Here is a 17,160-nt window from a genome sequence, read left to right on the forward strand (position 1 = left end):
ATTATGCGATTCACCATTGTTAAGAACTCAGGTACCGATCAACCCGCACAACTGAGTTACGATTTTACCCCGCCCGGCGGCACTATTGGTCGCAGTAAAGATAATAACTGGGTTCTGCCCGATGAGGAGTTATCTATTGCCCGGCTGCAGGCCATTGTATCTATTTCAGCAGATGGAGAGTGTTGGATTGTCAACCGCGGCTCTTCCTCTGAAATTTTGCTGAATATGATACCACTGAGGCCTGAAAGGCAGGTTGAAATTCGTGGTGGTGATACTCTTAAGATTGGTAATTACCAGATTCAAGTGACTGACATAGCCAAAAATTCACAGGCGTCAGGAAATCATGCACCCGAAAATCACAGTGAAGCGGAAATTCCCAACGGAGTCTGGGAAAATCTCGAACATATGTTCACAACTGCCAATACATTGACTAACCAGAGTACTTCTGATCAATCTATTGCTGATCATTCCATTAATGAACAAACTGTCCCCGGACAAAGTATTCCTGAGAAAACCGCGATTGCTAACACTGCACCGGCCCTGATTATCCCACATAAAACAATTCAGGAATTGAACAACAATAACCCGTTGATAAAAGAGCAACAAAGCCAAGAACGCAACCCCAGTGATCCGCTGGCGCATATTGAATCAATAACCGACCTTGAGGCGCTACAAACAAGATCAACGGACCCGATGGCAATGTTCAATTCAGATGCCACCTTCCAACAAGAAAGTATATTCAGTAATCATACGCCGACGACACTTATTCAGCCTGATAATCAACCACTCGATCATCAAGATGTCGATAAAAAGAGCCTTGACCCGCTTGCGCTGTTTTCTGATACGCATGCACGAAATACCAATGATGATAATCCCTTGAGTGAAGTGCTGAACAACGCTGTCCCCTTGAATTCACCGGATGACACCGCAACGGCAGAATCTCAATCTACTTTGGAGCCTACAACCAGCACTTCCCTCTTTGATGAACCTGTATCCGACCCCAAACATTCAGTTACTCAAGATGCGTCCAGCCAAACTTCTTCCTTGCCTCCCTTGTTTACACAGGAAAAACCAAGGGAAAGCACCTTCTCAGGAATAACAGAGGCAGGCTCCCGTACTTTCCATGAAAATTTCCATGAAAACTACGATCATAAAATAACGGAAACCAAACCAAAGGAGAAATTGCCTGAAGAAGATTTGATTGCGGCATTACTTGAAGGAATGGGGCTACAAAACTTGAGCAAATTGCCAATCGATAGGCAAATCATGCATCAGTTGGGGGCATTAATCCATCAGCTATCTCAAGGGGTCATAGCACTCAATGAATCACGCAATTTATTTAAGCGCAAAATAAAATTAATCACAGGCACGAACCCAACCTCTCAGGATGTGCAGAACCCGTTTGAGCTGTTGTCCTCTGCTCAATCCGTTTTATCACTGGTATTTAACCATATCTTAGGTTTTATCCCACTTGAGCAAGCCACCCACGATATTTTAACCGAATTACAGGCCCATCAAGCGGGCATCATTGCCGGGGTGCAAGCCGTAGAGGAAGATAAATTGCATTTGTTCAATCCCTCCCTGCTTGAACAACAAGCAAAAGATGAAGGTCGTTTGCCTCGCTTAGCACTCTCATCAACCCATAAGGCCTTAATGTGGGATTACTTCATTAAACATTATCAAACAGCCATCAATCAATCTGAACAAGACTCTGCCCTGTTTGGTGAAAACTTCCTGCGAGCTTATGAAACCGAGGTTGAAAGATATAAACACACCCAACATAAAGATTCGAAAAACAAAGCTGAAAAATAACATTTATTAGCCGCATTTCTTCCAACACTCTTCCCATTTTCACAACAACAAATAGGTAACCCATGAACGACAATATCACTTTGCTCCATGGCGGTTATCGTAGCCGAAGCAACACTGCCCGCATTACTGCCAAAGATAGAATGCAGCCTTCCTTGCTGGATAAGCTCACAGATGACGAGCCCCATAAGAAAAAAGAGGCTATGAATAACTATCTATTGTCGCACAGTGCCTTGCGACAAAGCGTCATGAGAGATTTACAGTGGCTGCTCAATAGTATCAACAGTGAATCAGAACAAGACCTTTCCCGCTATCCAGAAATCCGCCATTCCGTTTATAATTTTGGCCTGACGCCTCTGGCCGGTAAATCTATTTCTGAAGTCGAATGGGAAGATATCCAACATAATATCCTCACCACAATCCGCACATTTGAACCACGCATTATTCCAGATGGACTTGAAATCAATCGCATTTCTGATGCCAGCACATTGGTTTTATACAACACACTGCCGATAGAGATAAAAGGATTTTTATGGTGCGTTCCATGGCCCCTTGAATTCCAGTTTTACAGTGATGTCGATTTAGAAAATGGTTATTTCACCATCAGAGAAGTCGGCTAAGGTCAAGGTAAACAGAGATAGAGGAGCGGCCATGGACAGTAAACTGCTTGAATATTACAACCGAGAATTAGTGTACTTACGTGAATTGGGTAAAGAATTTGCAGAACGTTACCCTAAAGTTGCCAATCGACTGGGAATGCACGGTATCGATGTCGCAGATCCTTATGTTGAGCGCCTGATGGAAGGATTCGCTTTTCTGACATCCCGCATTCAATTGAAGATGGATGCCGAATTTCCACATTTTTCCGAGCATTTGCTGGAAATGCTCTACCCCAATTATCTTTCCCCGACTCCTTCAATGGCGGTCGTAGAACTCCAGCCTGATACCAGCAAAGGGGATATCAGCCACGGATTTTTGGTGCCCCGCGGAACACTCATGCACTGCCAGACATTAAAGAAAGAAGGTATTACGTTCAACTATGCCACCACACAGGACGTCACTTTACAGCCCCTGCACCTGCAACATATTGAACTCGGCAAGATCCCGGCCAACTTGCCATTGGTGGCACTCGATCTTCACCAACATGGCGCTATAAGTGCACTTCGTATTCAGTTAAGTTGTAAAGAAAAATTCTTCCTCAATGAATTAGATCTCAACAAGCTGATATTTTTTCTTTCAGGGCCAGATATACAATCCCAGCAATTGCTGGAGTTGATTATGGAACATACTGTTGGCATGGTATGCCAGACTCTTGGTGATGATCCCCAATATCAGGTTCTACCCGACATTTTTCCTCATCATGAAGGATTTGATGATGATCAGTCGTTATTTCCCAACGACCCACGCAATTTCAGTGGATACCGACAGCTTCAGGAATATTTTGCTTTTCCGGCGCGTTTCCAGTTCTTCAGCATCAAAGGAATGGGATCTTTCTTGGAGCAGACAAACGAAAAGAATGAATTTGAATTGATTCTACTGCTGGATAAGATCGATGCAGACTTGGAAAATTTGGTAGATGCATCTTATTTAACTTTAAACTGTACTCCCGTCATTAATTTATTTCCCAAAGTCACTGAACGTGTCATGGTGAAAGAAAACACGAATGAATTCCATTTAGTTGTCGATAACACCCGCCCGTTGGACTACGAAATTTTTTCAGTGCAGCGTTTACACGGTGCTGACGTCAAGCGCAAAGATATACAAGTTTTCAAGCCTTTTTGGTCAACATTCAGCAACGATAAAGAAAATTACGGTGCTTACTTTTCCTTACGCCGTAATCCCCGGATTTTGTCTGAGCATGCGCGCCAATACGGAACGCGTTCCAGTTATATTGGTACAGAAACTTTTGTTTCTATTGTTGATGAACACCACTCCCCGTGGCCCAATCAACTTAAGTTTCTGACGGCCGATGTTATGTGTACCAACCGTGATTTATCGACCATCCTGCGCCAGCAAGATCTCGACAATTTCACTATGCTGGATTCCATTCCCATTAACCGAATTATCTTTCTCAAAAGACCGACTATCCCGCGCCCCGCCTTAGCCCAAGGCTCCTCATCCTGGCGATTGATAAGCCAACTCCAGCTTAATTATTTAAACTTTATGGATAAAGTTGATGAGCAAGGCTCTCAGGCATTGCGGCAATTATTGAGTCTTTATGCAAACCTCGCCGATCCGGCCACCGTCCGCCAAATTAATGGCATACGCCATTGTTCATTAAACACGGTTTATCGACGGGTTCCCGAACCTGGCCCGATTGCTTTTGCCCGTGGGGTCAGTATCCGGCTGGAAGTGAATGAACAAGAATTCGCAGGAACCAGCCCTTGGTTGTTGGGGAGTGTACTGGAAAAGCTATTTTCCCATCTGGTTACCATGAATTCCTTCACTGAAATGACGCTATACAGCCAGCAACGTGGTGATATCGGATTTTGGCCTGCCCGCATGGGCAACAAGACGTTAATATAAAAAAGACAGATGAAACATATGAAAACGAAAAAAGCAAAAACTGTTTCCATTCATCATGTCAGTCGGTTACCTGACGATTTTTGGCTACAACTCACGCAAGCACCGTGGAAGTTTGATTTATTCCAAACCTTGCGCCGCATAGACGCCCAGTCCGGGCAGTATTACATGCTCGGTTCGGCCCCTTTGCCGCGCTACGATATTTTGCGGCTAGGCCAAGAATCCTCCCTGATTTTCGCGCCTTCTACCCTGTCTAAAGTCAATCGACGAGGGGAATCGAAATCATATGATATGCTGATTTACAGTTTTGGCTTGCTCGGCCCCAATGGCCCTATGCCATTGCATATCACTGAATATGCCTATTCCCGGCAATATAATTATCAAGACCCGACACTAAACGCCTTTCTCAATTTATTTCACCATCGACTGACGCTATTGTTCTATCGGGCTTGGGCAAATAGCCAGCCAACCGTTTCACTTGACCGGCCGGATAATCAACGATTTTGCCATTATCTTGCCTGTTTAGTAGGCATGGGGTTACCGGCACAAAAAAAACCGGATACCATTAATGACCATGCCCGTTATTTTCTATCCGGCCATTTATCCCGCCAAAAGCACAACGCGGAAGGAATGGAAAAAATACTGTTTAGTTACTTCAATATTCCGATAAAAATAATACAAAATATTCCCCAATGGCTGAAAATAGAAGTACACGATCAAGCTCGATTAAAAGCGGGTCGAAATATGCCCCGTTTAGGCCAATCTGCTTTTTTGGGTATTGCACTCTATGATGTTCAGCATAAATTTCGCATTGAATTAGGCCCGCTAAAGCTGGACGAATATGCTCTGTTTTTGCCGGGCAAGCCTAAATCACAACAATTATGCGATTGGGTTCATCAATATTTGGGCATCGAATATGCATGGGATATTCGGTTAATCCTCCATCAATCCGATATAAAAGGCATCCATTTGTCAAAACCAATGAAATTGGGTCTGGACAGCTGGTTGGGTAAAATTGAACGGCCAACCCATCGTGGTGATTTGCTGTATACCTATAAATAAATTGCTTTATGCCGATAAAAAGTACTGTATCGCTATAAATGTCAGTATTCATAAATGCCCGGATGCATCTGAATATCCGCCTGCCCACCAACATAATTTCTAGTAATAATCTCTACCCCCTGCATTCCATTATTTAGCATTTCGTTTTTGAGCACGTAACTATTAATCATATTGTCATTATTTTTCACAATAACATTGCGGGTGATACTTTTATGTCAGAAATCAATCGTTCTGTACTCTTTGGTAAACTCAACCGTACCCTGTTCTCTGCGCTGGAAAGTGCCACAACCTTTTGTAAACTGCGCGGAAACCCCTATGTTGAGTTAGTTCACTGGTTGCATCAATTGATGCAGCATCAAAACAGTGACCTGCAACAAATTATTCGTTATTTTGCTCTGGAAGAAGACAAGCTGACGCAAGATATTGTCACCGCGCTGGATCGATTGCCCCGTGGCGCAAGTGCCATTTCTGATCTGTCAGAACACATTGACAATGCGGTAGAGCGTGCCTGGATATATGGCTCATTAAAGTTTGGTGTCAATAAGATCCGCAGTGCACATTTACTCATCGGCATGTTAAAAACCTTTAACTTACGCAACGCGCTGAAAGCCATTTCTCCCCAATTTGATCGCATTAATGCAGATACCCTTCTCAACCTTATCAATGAGATTTGCGGCAATAGTGAAGAAACTCAGGAAGACACACTGTCGTCAGAAGCCGCTCAAGGAACCACCTCATCATCTGCATCCTCGCAACAATCGGCTTTGCAACAATACGGGCAAGAGCTGACCGCCCGTGCACGCAATGGCGAAATTGATCCGGTAACAGGGCGTGATGAGGAAATTCGCCAAATTATCGACATTCTCATGCGACGGCGCCAAAACAACCCCTTGCTCACGGGCGAGGCGGGCGTGGGTAAAACCGCAGTTATTGAAGGATTTGCATTGCGGATTGCCTCAGGTGAAGTTCCTCCGCCTTTGCGCAATGTCCAGCTTTGGTTATTGGATATAGGCATGTTACAGGCAGGGGCCGGCGTTAAAGGTGAATTTGAATCCCGATTGCGCAAAGTCATTGATGAAGTGCAATCCAGCCCGATTCCAATCATCTTGTTTATTGATGAGATCCACACCTTAATCGGCGCGGGTGGACAACAGGGAACCGGCGATGCGGCCAACTTGCTGAAACCTGCCTTGGCCCGGGGACAATTGCGGACACTGGGCGCAACAACATGGTCAGAATACAAAAAATATATCGAAAAAGATCCCGCCCTGACCCGCCGTTTTCAAGTTGTTCAGGTACATGAACCCGATGAGGCCAAGGCATTATTGATGCTGCGCAGTCTGGTCACTGCACTGGAAAAACATCATCATGTCCTCTTGCTGGATGAAGCCGTTGACGCGGCTGTCCGCCTTTCACACCGCTATATTCCTGCCCGCCAGTTGCCGGATAAAGCCATCGCGTTGTTGGATACAGCCTGTGCCAGAGTGGCTGTCAGCCAACACGCGGAACCTCCGCAATTGGAAAATTGCCGCCATCAGATAGATGCTTTGAACATCGAACTGGAAATTGTTGAACGGGAATCCAAAGTCGGCATTGACGATAAACAACGCTCAGAAGCCATTTTGGACGAATTATCAGCTCTGGAAGAACAAAAGGCCCAATTGCAGGAACGCTGGGAAAGTGAGCTTTCTCTGATAGATCAAATTATTTCCCTGCGGGCACAACTGCATGAAGGGCAATCTGAGGATGCTGAAACCCAGCACACTGAACTGACAGAATTACAACAGCAACTGAAAGAGCTACAGGGAGAAGAGCCACTTATTTTTGCTGCCGTAGACAGTAATGTTGTTTCTTCGGTGGTTTCAGACTGGACGGGTATTCCGCTTAACCGCATGGTAAAAGACGAAATTGACGCTGTATTGCAACTGGCTGATACTCTCAGTCAACGTGTCATTGGTCAATATCACGGGTTGGAGTTAATTTCAAAACGGGTTCGCACTTCACGTGCCAAATTGGATGATCCGAATAAACCTGTCGGTGTTTTTATGCTGTGCGGCCCATCTGGTGTGGGTAAAACCGAAACGGCTCTTGCTCTCGCAGAAACCTTGTATGGCGGAGAGCAAAACCTGATCACCATCAACATGAGTGAATTTCAGGAAGCCCATACCGTATCAACCCTGAAAGGTGCACCACCGGGTTATGTCGGCTACGGTGAGGGCGGCGTATTGACTGAAGCAGTCCGGCGCAGGCCTTACAGCGTCGTGTTATTGGACGAAATTGAAAAAGCCCATCCTGATGTCCATGAAATTTTTTTCCAAGTTTTTGACAAAGGCTGGATGGAAGATGGCGAAGGCCGCCATATCGACTTCCGCAATACTATTATCATCCTGACATCCAATGTCGGCTCTGATCTGGTCACTTCCCTTTGTACTCAACAAGAGACTGTCCCGGAACCGGACAAACTCAGTGCGGCATTGCGCAAGCCCTTGTTGCAGGTATTCCCCGCCGCGTTACTGGGGCGTTTACTGATCATCCCTTACTACCCATTAAGTAACGAAGTGATGACCCAAATTGTGCATCTGCAATTGAGCAGAATTCAAAAACGCCTATTGGAGAATCATGGCATTACCGCAACATTTGATGACGAAATGGTGGAGCATATCGTCGACAGATGTACTGAAATCGAATCAGGCGGGCGCATGGTTGATGCGATCCTGACGAATACCCTGCTGCCACAGATCAGTCAGCGATTACTTTCCGCCAGTGCACATGATGAACAATATCATCAACTGCGAATATCCCTCGCAGAAGGTGAGTTCCAATTTGATTTTTCTGATGAACTCCAAGAATAACTATCCTTAGTAAATGAGAGGCTTAAGCCTCTCATTTATTTTCTGGCACATAGAAGTTGGCTAAATATTTAAGTTAAATAGCTTAATTAAAAGAATCACAAATTGAATGTTAAATACCATTAAAACTAACGTTATAATTAAAAATATGCCCCATGCGACAATGCCAAAAAATGTTATTTTATTCCGTAAGGTAAAAGTTATTCCGGATAGAACCATTAAAGACAATAAAAACCTAAGCAGTAAAACGACACAAAAAAAATAGAAATTTGATTTAGCTGCGACAATACCGAACAAACTTAAAACAACACTCCCCAAGAATCCAAATACCCAAAATGTTTTGGCTAAACTAAATTTACCTAATATTAAATCTTTCATCATAAATAAATAATTCCCATATTTAGTGGTACTAGTCGCGACTTGATCTAATGTAAATTGGTAAGCTCACCTAAACTGCAAACTGCGCTTTCTATGTTCTAATGTCTCCTAAACACTATATGTGTTTGTTACACCGCGACCAACAACATCATTCACACAACTTTATCCCTTTCGATCGTAAAATCCCATTCATAAGAAACTTACCCTTTTCCTAATAAGCATGGGAAACCACACATCGGTAAACTGACCCAATACATGCGCCGCAGATTGAGTCAGCCCTCATACTGAATATTCTAGCCATAACGAAGCATATTCAGTTCCTTCCTGTCACAAAATAGCAGAAGCACGTTCTCTTTCTGTTTCAGCCCAACGCAGATCTTACGACAGTGTGTGATTAGGCAAAATGGCGCTATTAGGAAAAATGGCATTATTAAGTGAACTCGAAAAAACGCCCCTGATGCCCATGCAGTTTTTCCAGATCCTCAACAAAGACTTAATGGAATTTAGAAATCCCTTATTTAATCATTTAAAAATGATATAGTTATAGTTGAAGGGATATTACTTTTCAATGCAGCAAAGACGATTTGATGAAATAAGGTGAGCACTATGTTTCATGATTTATTTAAATTTAAACAAAGCGATTATGTTCCTGACGACAATAAAGGTTGGTGTTTCGGCATTAGCTATGTTCTTCTATCATATTTGGTTAATATACAAAATAGCAAACAATTATCGCCAGACACCTCATTTTATAAGTCTAAAGAGTATTTGGATAAATTTAATAGCGCTGATAGTGAAACCAAAGAAAAACTTATTTCAGTCGTCGCTAAAGTACAAAAAAATAATAGGTCAACTTATCTTTCAACACAATCATACAGCATGGTCAATCAAAGCGATGCCAATGGATATGGCATTTTGGGTCTGGTATATTCGCCCACAAAAAATAATGTTGATAAGCTAGGCCATTTTTATAAAAACCCATTATATCCCCCCAATCATGGCGGTGTTATTGTATGGAGTAGTAGCCAGATTTTTATATTTGATCCCAATTGTGGAGGATATTTGTACCGCTGTTGCCTAAAACCTTATGAAGACACAATCAGTCAAATGGCAGACAAAGTCCTTGAAGGAATGTATCCGGCAATTGGAAGCTCCAGATTTTCCCGGATTTCCCTGATAGAGAGGCCAACAACCTATTTATCCCCAGCAGAAATTCCGTAATTTATACAACAATGAATACTTCAATATGATGTCTTTCCTCCTAATATGAAGAATCCCCAGAAAATCTGGGGAAAATAAACACCATCAATAAAGCGGAAGACTAAATTCTGTCATCAAAAGGAACGAGAATCGGTTAATTCATTAATCATCATACCTTGCATGCTGTGCCAGATAATTCCACTTTCTTTACCATATTTACGCACGCAATCCATGATTGCATCATAGGATTTTTCCTTGCACAGCGAACCTAATTGCTGATAGAAATTCAGTGCTAATTTACGGGCTTCTGGGTTGGAAAAATAGTAACGGCCAACACGGGTATATAACCCTTTCAATCCATTAATGATCAAACCATAAATTGGATTTCCTGATGCAAAAGCCAGCCCGCGGAAAATATCATAATCCAACGAGCTGAAGGATTCAGCGGTATCTTCGGCTTGTTCTTTTTCCGCCAGCACTTCCAACGATTTTTCAGGGTTGTTTCTGAAAGCAGTACGAATAAAAATAGCCGCGATATTGGTTCGCACAGCCAATAAATTGTCAATTAACTGCGGAACGCTTTCATGATCAAGACGAGCCAACGTTTCCAATATATTGAGGCCGGAAGTTTCCCAAAAATTATTGACCTTTGTCGGCTTTCCATGCTGAATAGTTAACCATCCATCACGGGCAAGACGTTGTAACACTTCGCGCAAAGTCGTACGGGTCACACCAATCAATTCAGATAACTCACGTTCCGCTGGCAATATACTGCCGGGCGGGAAGCGATTATTCCAAATACTTTCAATGATATACTCTTCCGCAAAACTCGCAGGGCTTTGAGCCTTAATTACCATAATTTTAATTATTCCAAAGCAGTTTTCTTGGCTAATAATAGCGGCTGATCATACCAGAATGTCGCTGTTCGACATAGTTACCTGCACCGCTGGCGGGGCAATAAACAGCGAAAAAGTGAAAGAGCTCATAAAAAATGCAATTACTAATGGATTAGTTATGTGATGACAGTCTTAAATTGCTATCGTGTTGGGCGTACTATGGGGTCATCTCGGTTTAATGATATAGGTTTGGTTATGTAGATTGAGTTGTATACATTTCGTCTTTCAAGCTGCCTCTTTGTTGGCTGCGCTCGGTCATCCCGGTCACGGTCACATAGTTCGCTATGCTCCCGGGGATGTTATCCCTTGCCGCCGCGGCGCAACTTGAAATTCATTGTGTATATAGATTTTGCCATTTGAATTTGGCTGTTTAGGTTTGTTCCCACATCTATAAAGAGGAATGTTAACAATAATGGAAATCAGTATCCGACGCGCAGTGGTGAAAAACTTTCTCGGTAATTCGCCGGATTGGTACAAGTTAGCTATCATTGTTTTTCTTATCATCAACCCACTGGTTTATTTTTTTGTCAGCCCTTTTGTTGCTGGCTGGATGCTCGTTGTAGAGTTTATTTTCACTTTAGCAATGGCATTGAAATGTTATCCCTTACAACCCGGTGGATTGCTGGCGATTGAGGCCGTTATCATCGGGATGACCTCGCCAAAACAGATAAGCCATGAAATCAGCAATAATCTGGAAGTGATTTTATTGCTGATTTTTATGGTGGCAGGCATTTACTTCATGAAACAGCTATTGCTGTTTGTCTTCACAAAGTTACTGCTAAATATTCGTTCAAAAAAGATGCTGGCCTTAGCATTTTGCCTGGCGAGTGCTTTCTTATCCGCTTTCCTTGATGCCCTGACCGTTATTGCGGTCGTCATTAGTGTTTCTGTCGGGTTTTATGCTATCTACCATCAATTTCTTTCCCAAAATCGCGATTTTGAAATGGGTGACGATAAATTCATTGATAGCGAAGATAAAAAACAAACGCTGGAACAGTTCCGCTCATTCCTTCGCAGCCTGATGATGCACGCTGGTATCGGTACTGCGCTGGGTGGCGTCATGACGATGGTGGGGGAACCACAAAACCTGATTATCGCCAAACACGTCGGGTGGGATTTTGTCTCTTTCTTTGTTCGTATGTCACCCGTGACCATTCCTGTCTTTGTTTGTGGCTTGCTGGTTTGTTTATTGGTAGAACACTTTAAAGTGTTTGGCTATGGTGCTGAATTGCCAGAACGTGTTCGTTCTGTTTTGCAGGATTACGCGCAAAAAGCGAATGAAAAGCGTACCCGCCAAGAAAAAGCCCAGCTTGTTGTGCAGGCATTGATCGGTATTTGGTTGATTGTGGCTCTGGCCTTTCATTTGGCTGAGGTGGGTTTAATTGGTCTGTCAGTGATTATTATGGCAACAGCATTTTGTGGCATCACTGAAGAACATTCACTGGGCAAAGCGTTTGAAGAAGCCCTGCCATTTACGGCCCTGTTGACCGTTTTTTTCTCTGTGGTTGCCGTGATTGTTGATCAGCAACTGTTTACGCCATTTATTCAATTTGTCTTGCAATCGTCACCGGCTTCGCAGCTTTCCCTGTTCTATCTATTCAACGGATTGCTCTCTGCGGTTTCGGATAACGTCTTTGTGGGTACGGTTTACATTAATGAAGCGCTGTTTGCCCTGAAAAATGGCCTGATTTCACAACAGCAATATGAGTATTTGGCGGTTGCCATCAACACGGGCACTAACTTGCCTTCCGTGGCGACACCAAACGGGCAGGCTGCATTTCTGTTCTTGCTGACCTCAGCCCTGTCTCCGCTAATTCGACTCTCTTATGGCCGCATGGTCATCATGGCATTGCCTTATACCATTGTCATGACGTTGGTGGGGCTGCTGTGTGTTGAGTTCTGGCTGGTACCTGCCACGGAATATCTGGTTAAACTTGGCTTGATTACTCCGTTGTAACTATACCCTATGGATTTCGAGTTGCGGCGCGGCCAACAAAGCAGCAACTTGAAAGACAACGGGTATATCAATAATATTTAACATTGTACCCAGCCGGATAATGAATAAACTCACATTATCCGGCTTTTTATTACTCAACTTTCTGAAAAAATAGCGCAGTTTACCTTAATTATATTTTTTTATGGCTGATGAAACGGCACAATAAGCCAATTATTTATCTTAAGAGATGGAAAACAGAAAATGTTTCAGTATCTGAAAAAGAGTTCCCAAGGGCGAGGCGCATGGTTATTAATGGCGCTGACGGCACTTATTTTGGAAGCAACCGCCCTTTATTTTCAACACAAAATGCAATTGCAACCCTGTGTTATGTGCATCTATGAACGTGTCGCTCTGTTTGGTATTTTAGGCGCGGCATTATTGGGTGCAATTGCCCCCAAAACCCCATTGCGCTGGCTGGCTATATTGTTGTGGATTTACAGCGCATGGCAAGGATTGAGGCTTGCATGGGATCACACCATGATGCAGTTATACCCTTCTCCGTTTAATACCTGCGATTTCTTTGTCAACTTCCCGTCTTGGCTGCCGCTACATGAATGGGTACCTTCCGTATTTCAGGCGTATGGCGATTGCTCGATTAAACAGTGGGAGTTTCTGACACTGGATATGCCGCAATGGCTGATTGGCATTTTTGCTATTTATTTGGTTATTGGAATGTTGGTGTTGGTGAGTCAGGGTGTTCGAGTGCGTAATAACTACTTTAGCTGAGATAAAAAACTGCCCCTTGTTATTGATGGAAATAACTTTAGGGGCAGTTTGGTTTTGAAGACCTTGTTTACGATTTTACGCGCACTACAATAAATACCCCACCTCTTAACTATCTGTTAGAGATCACAGCAATGTAATCACTGACATAATCTATTAACTTAATATCACTCGTAATGAGAGGGATATTATTATGTTTCGCTTGAGCAACAATTAGCCGATCAAATGGATCTTTATGCATTTTTTCGGGCAAATCGCATATAACAAGTGTATGTTCGCTTTTAATGGGGATTTCAATCAAGCCTGTTTCAAACAGCCCATCTCTGAACTCTTTAGGATCTATAGAAAATTGGGTTTGTTCAGATTACTTTTAATGACAATCTCCCATATAGAAGCCGAACTGAAACAAAGCGTTTTATCGGTATCTTCAAGAAGGCAACAATATCCGTTTTCAGTTTTTCTGGTTCATATGCCATAAATAGCAAGATATTGGTATCTAACAGAAATTCCATTATGAGTATTTCCCTTCGAACATATCCACAAGTTCAGTGTTGTCTATATCATCAAAATCTGCGGGAATATGACCTTTGCCTTTGAGAAAACCCAGTTTACTCTTAGATTTCTCTTCTCTGTATGCAATGGCTTTAACCAAAGCATGTCCATTCTTAGCAATGATTACAGGCTCCCCAGTGCACGCAACTTCTTGAACAATTTTGGACAGATTAGTTTTCACATCGTAGATGTTAACTTTTTCCATAGCATCACCTCCTAATGTACATATTTTAAGCATAATGCCTTATTTTGGTCAGGCCAACTTGGTTAGACTGATTTATTTAATACCTGCGATTTCTTATCCTTGGTTGGTATTAAAGCAGTGCTTACCTTCTGTATTTCAGGCGCATGGCGATTATTTAATCCAATCGTGGGAATTCCTCTGACACTGGATATGCCGTAATGGCTGATTGGTATTTTTGTCTCTTATTTGGTTATTGGAAGGTTGGTGAGCCAGGGGGGCGGGTTCGTAATAACTACTTTAACTGAGATAAAAAACTGCCCCTTGTTGTAACGGTGGCAACAAAGGGGCAGTTTTAGTTAATATATGAATAATTAAGGGTTACGACAAGCTATACTCTGGCTTACACTCTTTCCAGCAATAACCGGATCTATATCTCCGGTAGAAAAATCTACGATTCTATGATCACCATTTGCAGATGACTTATCAGATGCAAAATAAGGCCACTTTGTAGGCCACCCATATCTTTTTTCTATTGCATCTTTATTCAAATTAAACTTTTGATTTAATTCTAAAATAAGATTTCTGTATTCAGAGGAATTTGGAGTTTTACGTTTCGAATCGCTACAATAAGTTATTATTTGTTCTTTTCGAATATATGTCCATATTTCTCCATTAACTATAGGCTTCAATGCGTTTGTATATCCTCCTACCTCAGCTTGTATTGTAGGTCGGTGGAAAACCAATCCATCTTTGGTTGTGACTATATCCTCCATATGACCGTAATAAGTAGCATTCTTCACATTCGGACTGGTAATTACCGTAAACTTAACATCAACTTCCTTTTTAGAGGCTCCTTCCGTAGAAACATTTATAATGGTTCTCACTCCTTTTCCGTCAGGATCTGTCACCTTGATAATCAAATCACCATTTTCATCCGTATGACCTGTATAAGTTACTTTTCTATCCTGTGTCTTAACGTCGTCATATAAAACACCTTTTTTATCCTCTACCTCCAGTTTTGCCGTTAGCTTTGGTTTCTCATCAGCAGGAAAATCGGAGCGCTTCAGATTGTCAGGAGTACGAACTTCGAAAGTCATGTCAATGGTTACCGGCACACCTCCAATCTTGGTTCCACCCTTTGTGGTTTTGATGGTTAGCCTAGCAGATTCGTCATCACTAAGTGGTTGATCCTTGTTAAGCAGATTAACTCTGGCTTTGGCCTCCGTTTTATTCATTTTTACGTCAATATCATCCGCTTTACCTTTTATCGTGCCATCTGTGTTAGCATCAACAACTGTGTTTGACTTTTTGGTATCTTCGTCTCGAATATAACCAGTCTTAGTAGCACTTTTTGCCAATACACTTAATGCAATGACTCTGCCATAAAGATCTTCTAATGGTTTGTGATATCGAGGAACCTTATGAGGCTGAACGCTAATATCCTGGCCCGGGGTTACGGGTGTACCGTCACGAGCTACCTCCGTCCTTGTTGTGAACTCTTCACCCGGAGCATATTCTCCCCATTTGTAATGAGAAACATCGCTTGTCTCTCCATGGTTATGCTCAAAATGATAGGTTGCCGCCAGATATGTCTTACCATCAGTACCATTTTCTGTTACTAACGTCAGTTTAGTGATATCTGGCCCTATAGTTGGATCGATTACCCGACCCGACCCACTCCCACCTCCCGCAAGGTTTTTGTTACCATTCTTGTCTTCACCCACTAGATTCGACGTTACGACTAAAGGAGCCTCAACAGGCTGTCCTTTAAACATTCCTTGTACTTCGAGTTGGATAAAATGCAGAAATTCACTCTTCTCGAGTGTATATTCCGGCACCACACCATTATTAGGGACTTTGTCTTGATGGATCACCTCCTTCTTAGCATTTTCATCAGGTACGCTAGGAATCTTATCCTTATCCGGCCCCTCATTTGGTTTAGACTTTACTCGATACCATGTGTATACCGAATGATCGACGGGATCACCCTTATTAGCATCAAAATGATATTTACCCCTTATTTTCTCGCCAGTTTGCAATTTCCCATGAAGCTCCAAATTCTTAACAATCGATTTCGCATCAGGATCGACGATAGCACCATTGTTGCCACCGGTTGTATTGTTTCCAGGTGAACCCGGTACTGTGGTTACCTTCTTAATACCGTCCAGATTCTGTTTTCCAATGGAGTTAGCCGGTAGAATGGACATGACAATCACATTACCTGGGATCTCCGATGCCAACTCTTTTTCCAGTATGAGCTTAGCCTGACCTTTATTATTGCCCTGCGCTGGTTGATCTACGTCTTGCCAGTTCATTGCATCCCCTTCCTTGCTTTGTATTTTCCAGGCAAAACGTGATTTATCCCTTGCATCCCCGCCATTTGGCATAAATTTATAGCTAACAGTCAGAGTTGAGGACAATTCGAGTTTACCTGTCAGATCCAGTTCATCAACTTCAGGTAAAGCATTCGGGTCGGCTACACCACCTTTGCCATTGCCGCCGGTAATTGTATTGGCGTTTTTCTGGTCGTCTACCACCATGGTTTCCGGACCTTTTGCTCGCAGGTTGGCATCATTGGCTGCCAATATCGATACTTCCAGTTTTTTCTTTTTGTCACTCTCTTGAATGATGTAAGTTATCGGTTTTCCATCAATAACTCGGCCTTCTCCGTTTTTCTGTTCCAGCTCTATTGGCTCTTTCACACCAGCCGCTTCTGCCAGTTTCATCACTCGATCAGCTGTTGTTCCTTTTTCACCCCAGACATAGAACGAACGATCGTTGGCATTGCTGTCATTACTACTGAACTTATAGCTGGCTGTCAGGGTTTTCCCGATGGTTAATTCCCCTTCCAGATGATCGATCTTAACGCTCGGTGCTTTGTTTACATCAAACTCCAGCTCTAACGGTTGCGGATTCTTCTTGCCGTCAACGGTCGTGGTCACTGCCCAGTGTCCGGTTTTTGTCCCAGCCGTGATCACCACTTCATAC

Annotated in this window: 13 protein-coding genes; 8 read left to right on the forward strand and 5 right to left on the reverse strand. The window is 42.9% G+C overall.

Annotated features, from left to right (window positions below; all coding sequences use genetic code 11):
• Positions 1-3: 3 nt before the first annotated feature.
• The 5 genes from FE392_RS14420 to tssH all read left to right on the forward strand — a co-directional run bounded on the left by FE392_RS14420 (position 4) and on the right by tssH (position 8,246).
• On the forward strand, positions 4-1,812 hold the full coding sequence (locus tag FE392_RS14420) for a type VI secretion system-associated FHA domain protein (RefSeq protein WP_319930917.1): 1,809 nt from the start codon (positions 4-6) through the stop codon (positions 1,810-1,812).
• A gap of 62 nt (positions 1,813-1,874) precedes the next feature.
• Positions 1,875-2,429 (forward strand): type VI secretion system baseplate subunit TssE, encoded by a 555-nt coding sequence (gene tssE / locus FE392_RS14425; RefSeq protein WP_319930918.1) that lies wholly within the window; start codon positions 1,875-1,877, stop codon positions 2,427-2,429.
• Between the two features lie 31 nt (positions 2,430-2,460).
• Positions 2,461-4,335, forward strand: a complete 1,875-nt coding sequence (gene tssF, locus FE392_RS14430) for a type VI secretion system baseplate subunit TssF (protein ID WP_319930919.1) — start codon at positions 2,461-2,463, stop codon at positions 4,333-4,335.
• Positions 4,336-4,353: 18 nt separating this feature from the next.
• The gene (tssG, locus tag FE392_RS14435) at positions 4,354-5,394 is read left to right on the forward strand and encodes a type VI secretion system baseplate subunit TssG (RefSeq protein ID WP_319930920.1); all 1,041 of its coding nucleotides are present in this window, start codon (positions 4,354-4,356) and stop codon (positions 5,392-5,394) included.
• Positions 5,395-5,606: 212 nt separating this feature from the next.
• Positions 5,607-8,246, forward strand: coding sequence for a type VI secretion system ATPase TssH (gene tssH / locus FE392_RS14440; RefSeq protein ID WP_319930921.1), 2,640 nt, complete (start codon positions 5,607-5,609; stop codon positions 8,244-8,246).
• Between the two features lie 60 nt (positions 8,247-8,306).
• On the opposite strand, the gene FE392_RS14445 is transcribed toward tssH, so the two are convergent.
• Complete coding sequence (locus FE392_RS14445) at positions 8,307-8,624, reverse strand: hypothetical protein (protein WP_319930922.1); 318 nt, start codon at positions 8,622-8,624, stop codon at positions 8,307-8,309.
• Between the two features lie 603 nt (positions 8,625-9,227).
• Here FE392_RS14445 and FE392_RS14450 point away from each other — a divergent pair.
• A complete protein-coding gene (locus FE392_RS14450) occupies positions 9,228-9,842 on the forward strand; it encodes a hypothetical protein (protein ID WP_319930923.1) in 615 nt (204 codons plus the stop codon).
• A 113-nt stretch (positions 9,843-9,955) separates the two neighbouring features.
• On the opposite strand, the gene fadR is transcribed toward FE392_RS14450, so the two are convergent.
• Positions 9,956-10,678, reverse strand: coding sequence for a fatty acid metabolism transcriptional regulator FadR (gene fadR, locus FE392_RS14455; RefSeq protein WP_319930924.1), 723 nt, complete (start codon positions 10,676-10,678; stop codon positions 9,956-9,958).
• Positions 10,679-11,129: 451 nt separating this feature from the next.
• Between fadR and nhaB the strand changes: the two genes are divergently transcribed.
• Positions 11,130-12,674 (forward strand): sodium/proton antiporter NhaB, encoded by a 1,545-nt coding sequence (gene nhaB / locus FE392_RS14460; RefSeq protein ID WP_319930925.1) that lies wholly within the window; start codon positions 11,130-11,132, stop codon positions 12,672-12,674.
• Between the two features lie 240 nt (positions 12,675-12,914).
• Positions 12,915-13,439, forward strand: coding sequence for a disulfide bond formation protein DsbB (gene dsbB / locus FE392_RS14465; protein WP_319930926.1), 525 nt, complete (start codon positions 12,915-12,917; stop codon positions 13,437-13,439).
• Between the two features lie 109 nt (positions 13,440-13,548).
• On the opposite strand, the gene FE392_RS21330 is transcribed toward dsbB, so the two are convergent.
• The 3 genes from FE392_RS21330 to FE392_RS14475 form a co-directional block, all read right to left on the reverse strand.
• Entirely contained in the window at positions 13,549-13,737 is a 189-nt protein-coding gene (locus tag FE392_RS21330) for a PIN domain-containing protein (protein ID WP_369292873.1), read from the reverse strand.
• 210 nt (positions 13,738-13,947) lie between these two features.
• The gene (locus FE392_RS14470; RefSeq protein WP_319930927.1) at positions 13,948-14,193 is read right to left on the reverse strand and encodes a type II toxin-antitoxin system Phd/YefM family antitoxin; all 246 of its coding nucleotides are present in this window, start codon (positions 14,191-14,193) and stop codon (positions 13,948-13,950) included.
• Positions 14,194-14,543: 350 nt separating this feature from the next.
• Entirely contained in the window at positions 14,544-17,114 is a 2,571-nt protein-coding gene (locus FE392_RS14475) for an adhesion domain-containing protein (RefSeq protein WP_319930928.1), read from the reverse strand.
• Positions 17,115-17,160 lie beyond the last annotated feature (46 nt).

Origin of the sequence: Xenorhabdus santafensis, from assembly GCF_033949405.1 — a bacterium.
Classification (GTDB): domain Bacteria; phylum Pseudomonadota; class Gammaproteobacteria; order Enterobacterales; family Enterobacteriaceae; genus Xenorhabdus; species Xenorhabdus santafensis.

Coding starts and splice junctions, on each gene's coding strand:
- FE392_RS14420 (WP_319930917.1), top strand. CDS start 4: ATGCGATTCACCATTGTTAAGAACTCAGGTACCGATCAACCCGCACAA.
- tssE (WP_319930918.1), top strand. CDS start 1,875: ATGAACGACAATATCACTTTGCTCCATGGCGGTTATCGTAGCCGAAGC.
- tssF (WP_319930919.1), top strand. CDS start 2,461: ATGGACAGTAAACTGCTTGAATATTACAACCGAGAATTAGTGTACTTA.
- tssG (WP_319930920.1), top strand. CDS start 4,354: ATGAAAACGAAAAAAGCAAAAACTGTTTCCATTCATCATGTCAGTCGG.
- tssH (WP_319930921.1), top strand. CDS start 5,607: ATGTCAGAAATCAATCGTTCTGTACTCTTTGGTAAACTCAACCGTACC.
- FE392_RS14445 (WP_319930922.1), bottom strand. CDS start 8,624: ATGATGAAAGATTTAATATTAGGTAAATTTAGTTTAGCCAAAACATTT.
- FE392_RS14450 (WP_319930923.1), top strand. CDS start 9,228: ATGTTTCATGATTTATTTAAATTTAAACAAAGCGATTATGTTCCTGAC.
- fadR (WP_319930924.1), bottom strand. CDS start 10,678: ATGGTAATTAAGGCTCAAAGCCCTGCGAGTTTTGCGGAAGAGTATATC.
- nhaB (WP_319930925.1), top strand. CDS start 11,130: ATGGAAATCAGTATCCGACGCGCAGTGGTGAAAAACTTTCTCGGTAAT.
- dsbB (WP_319930926.1), top strand. CDS start 12,915: ATGTTTCAGTATCTGAAAAAGAGTTCCCAAGGGCGAGGCGCATGGTTA.
- FE392_RS14470 (WP_319930927.1), bottom strand. CDS start 14,193: ATGGAAAAAGTTAACATCTACGATGTGAAAACTAATCTGTCCAAAATT.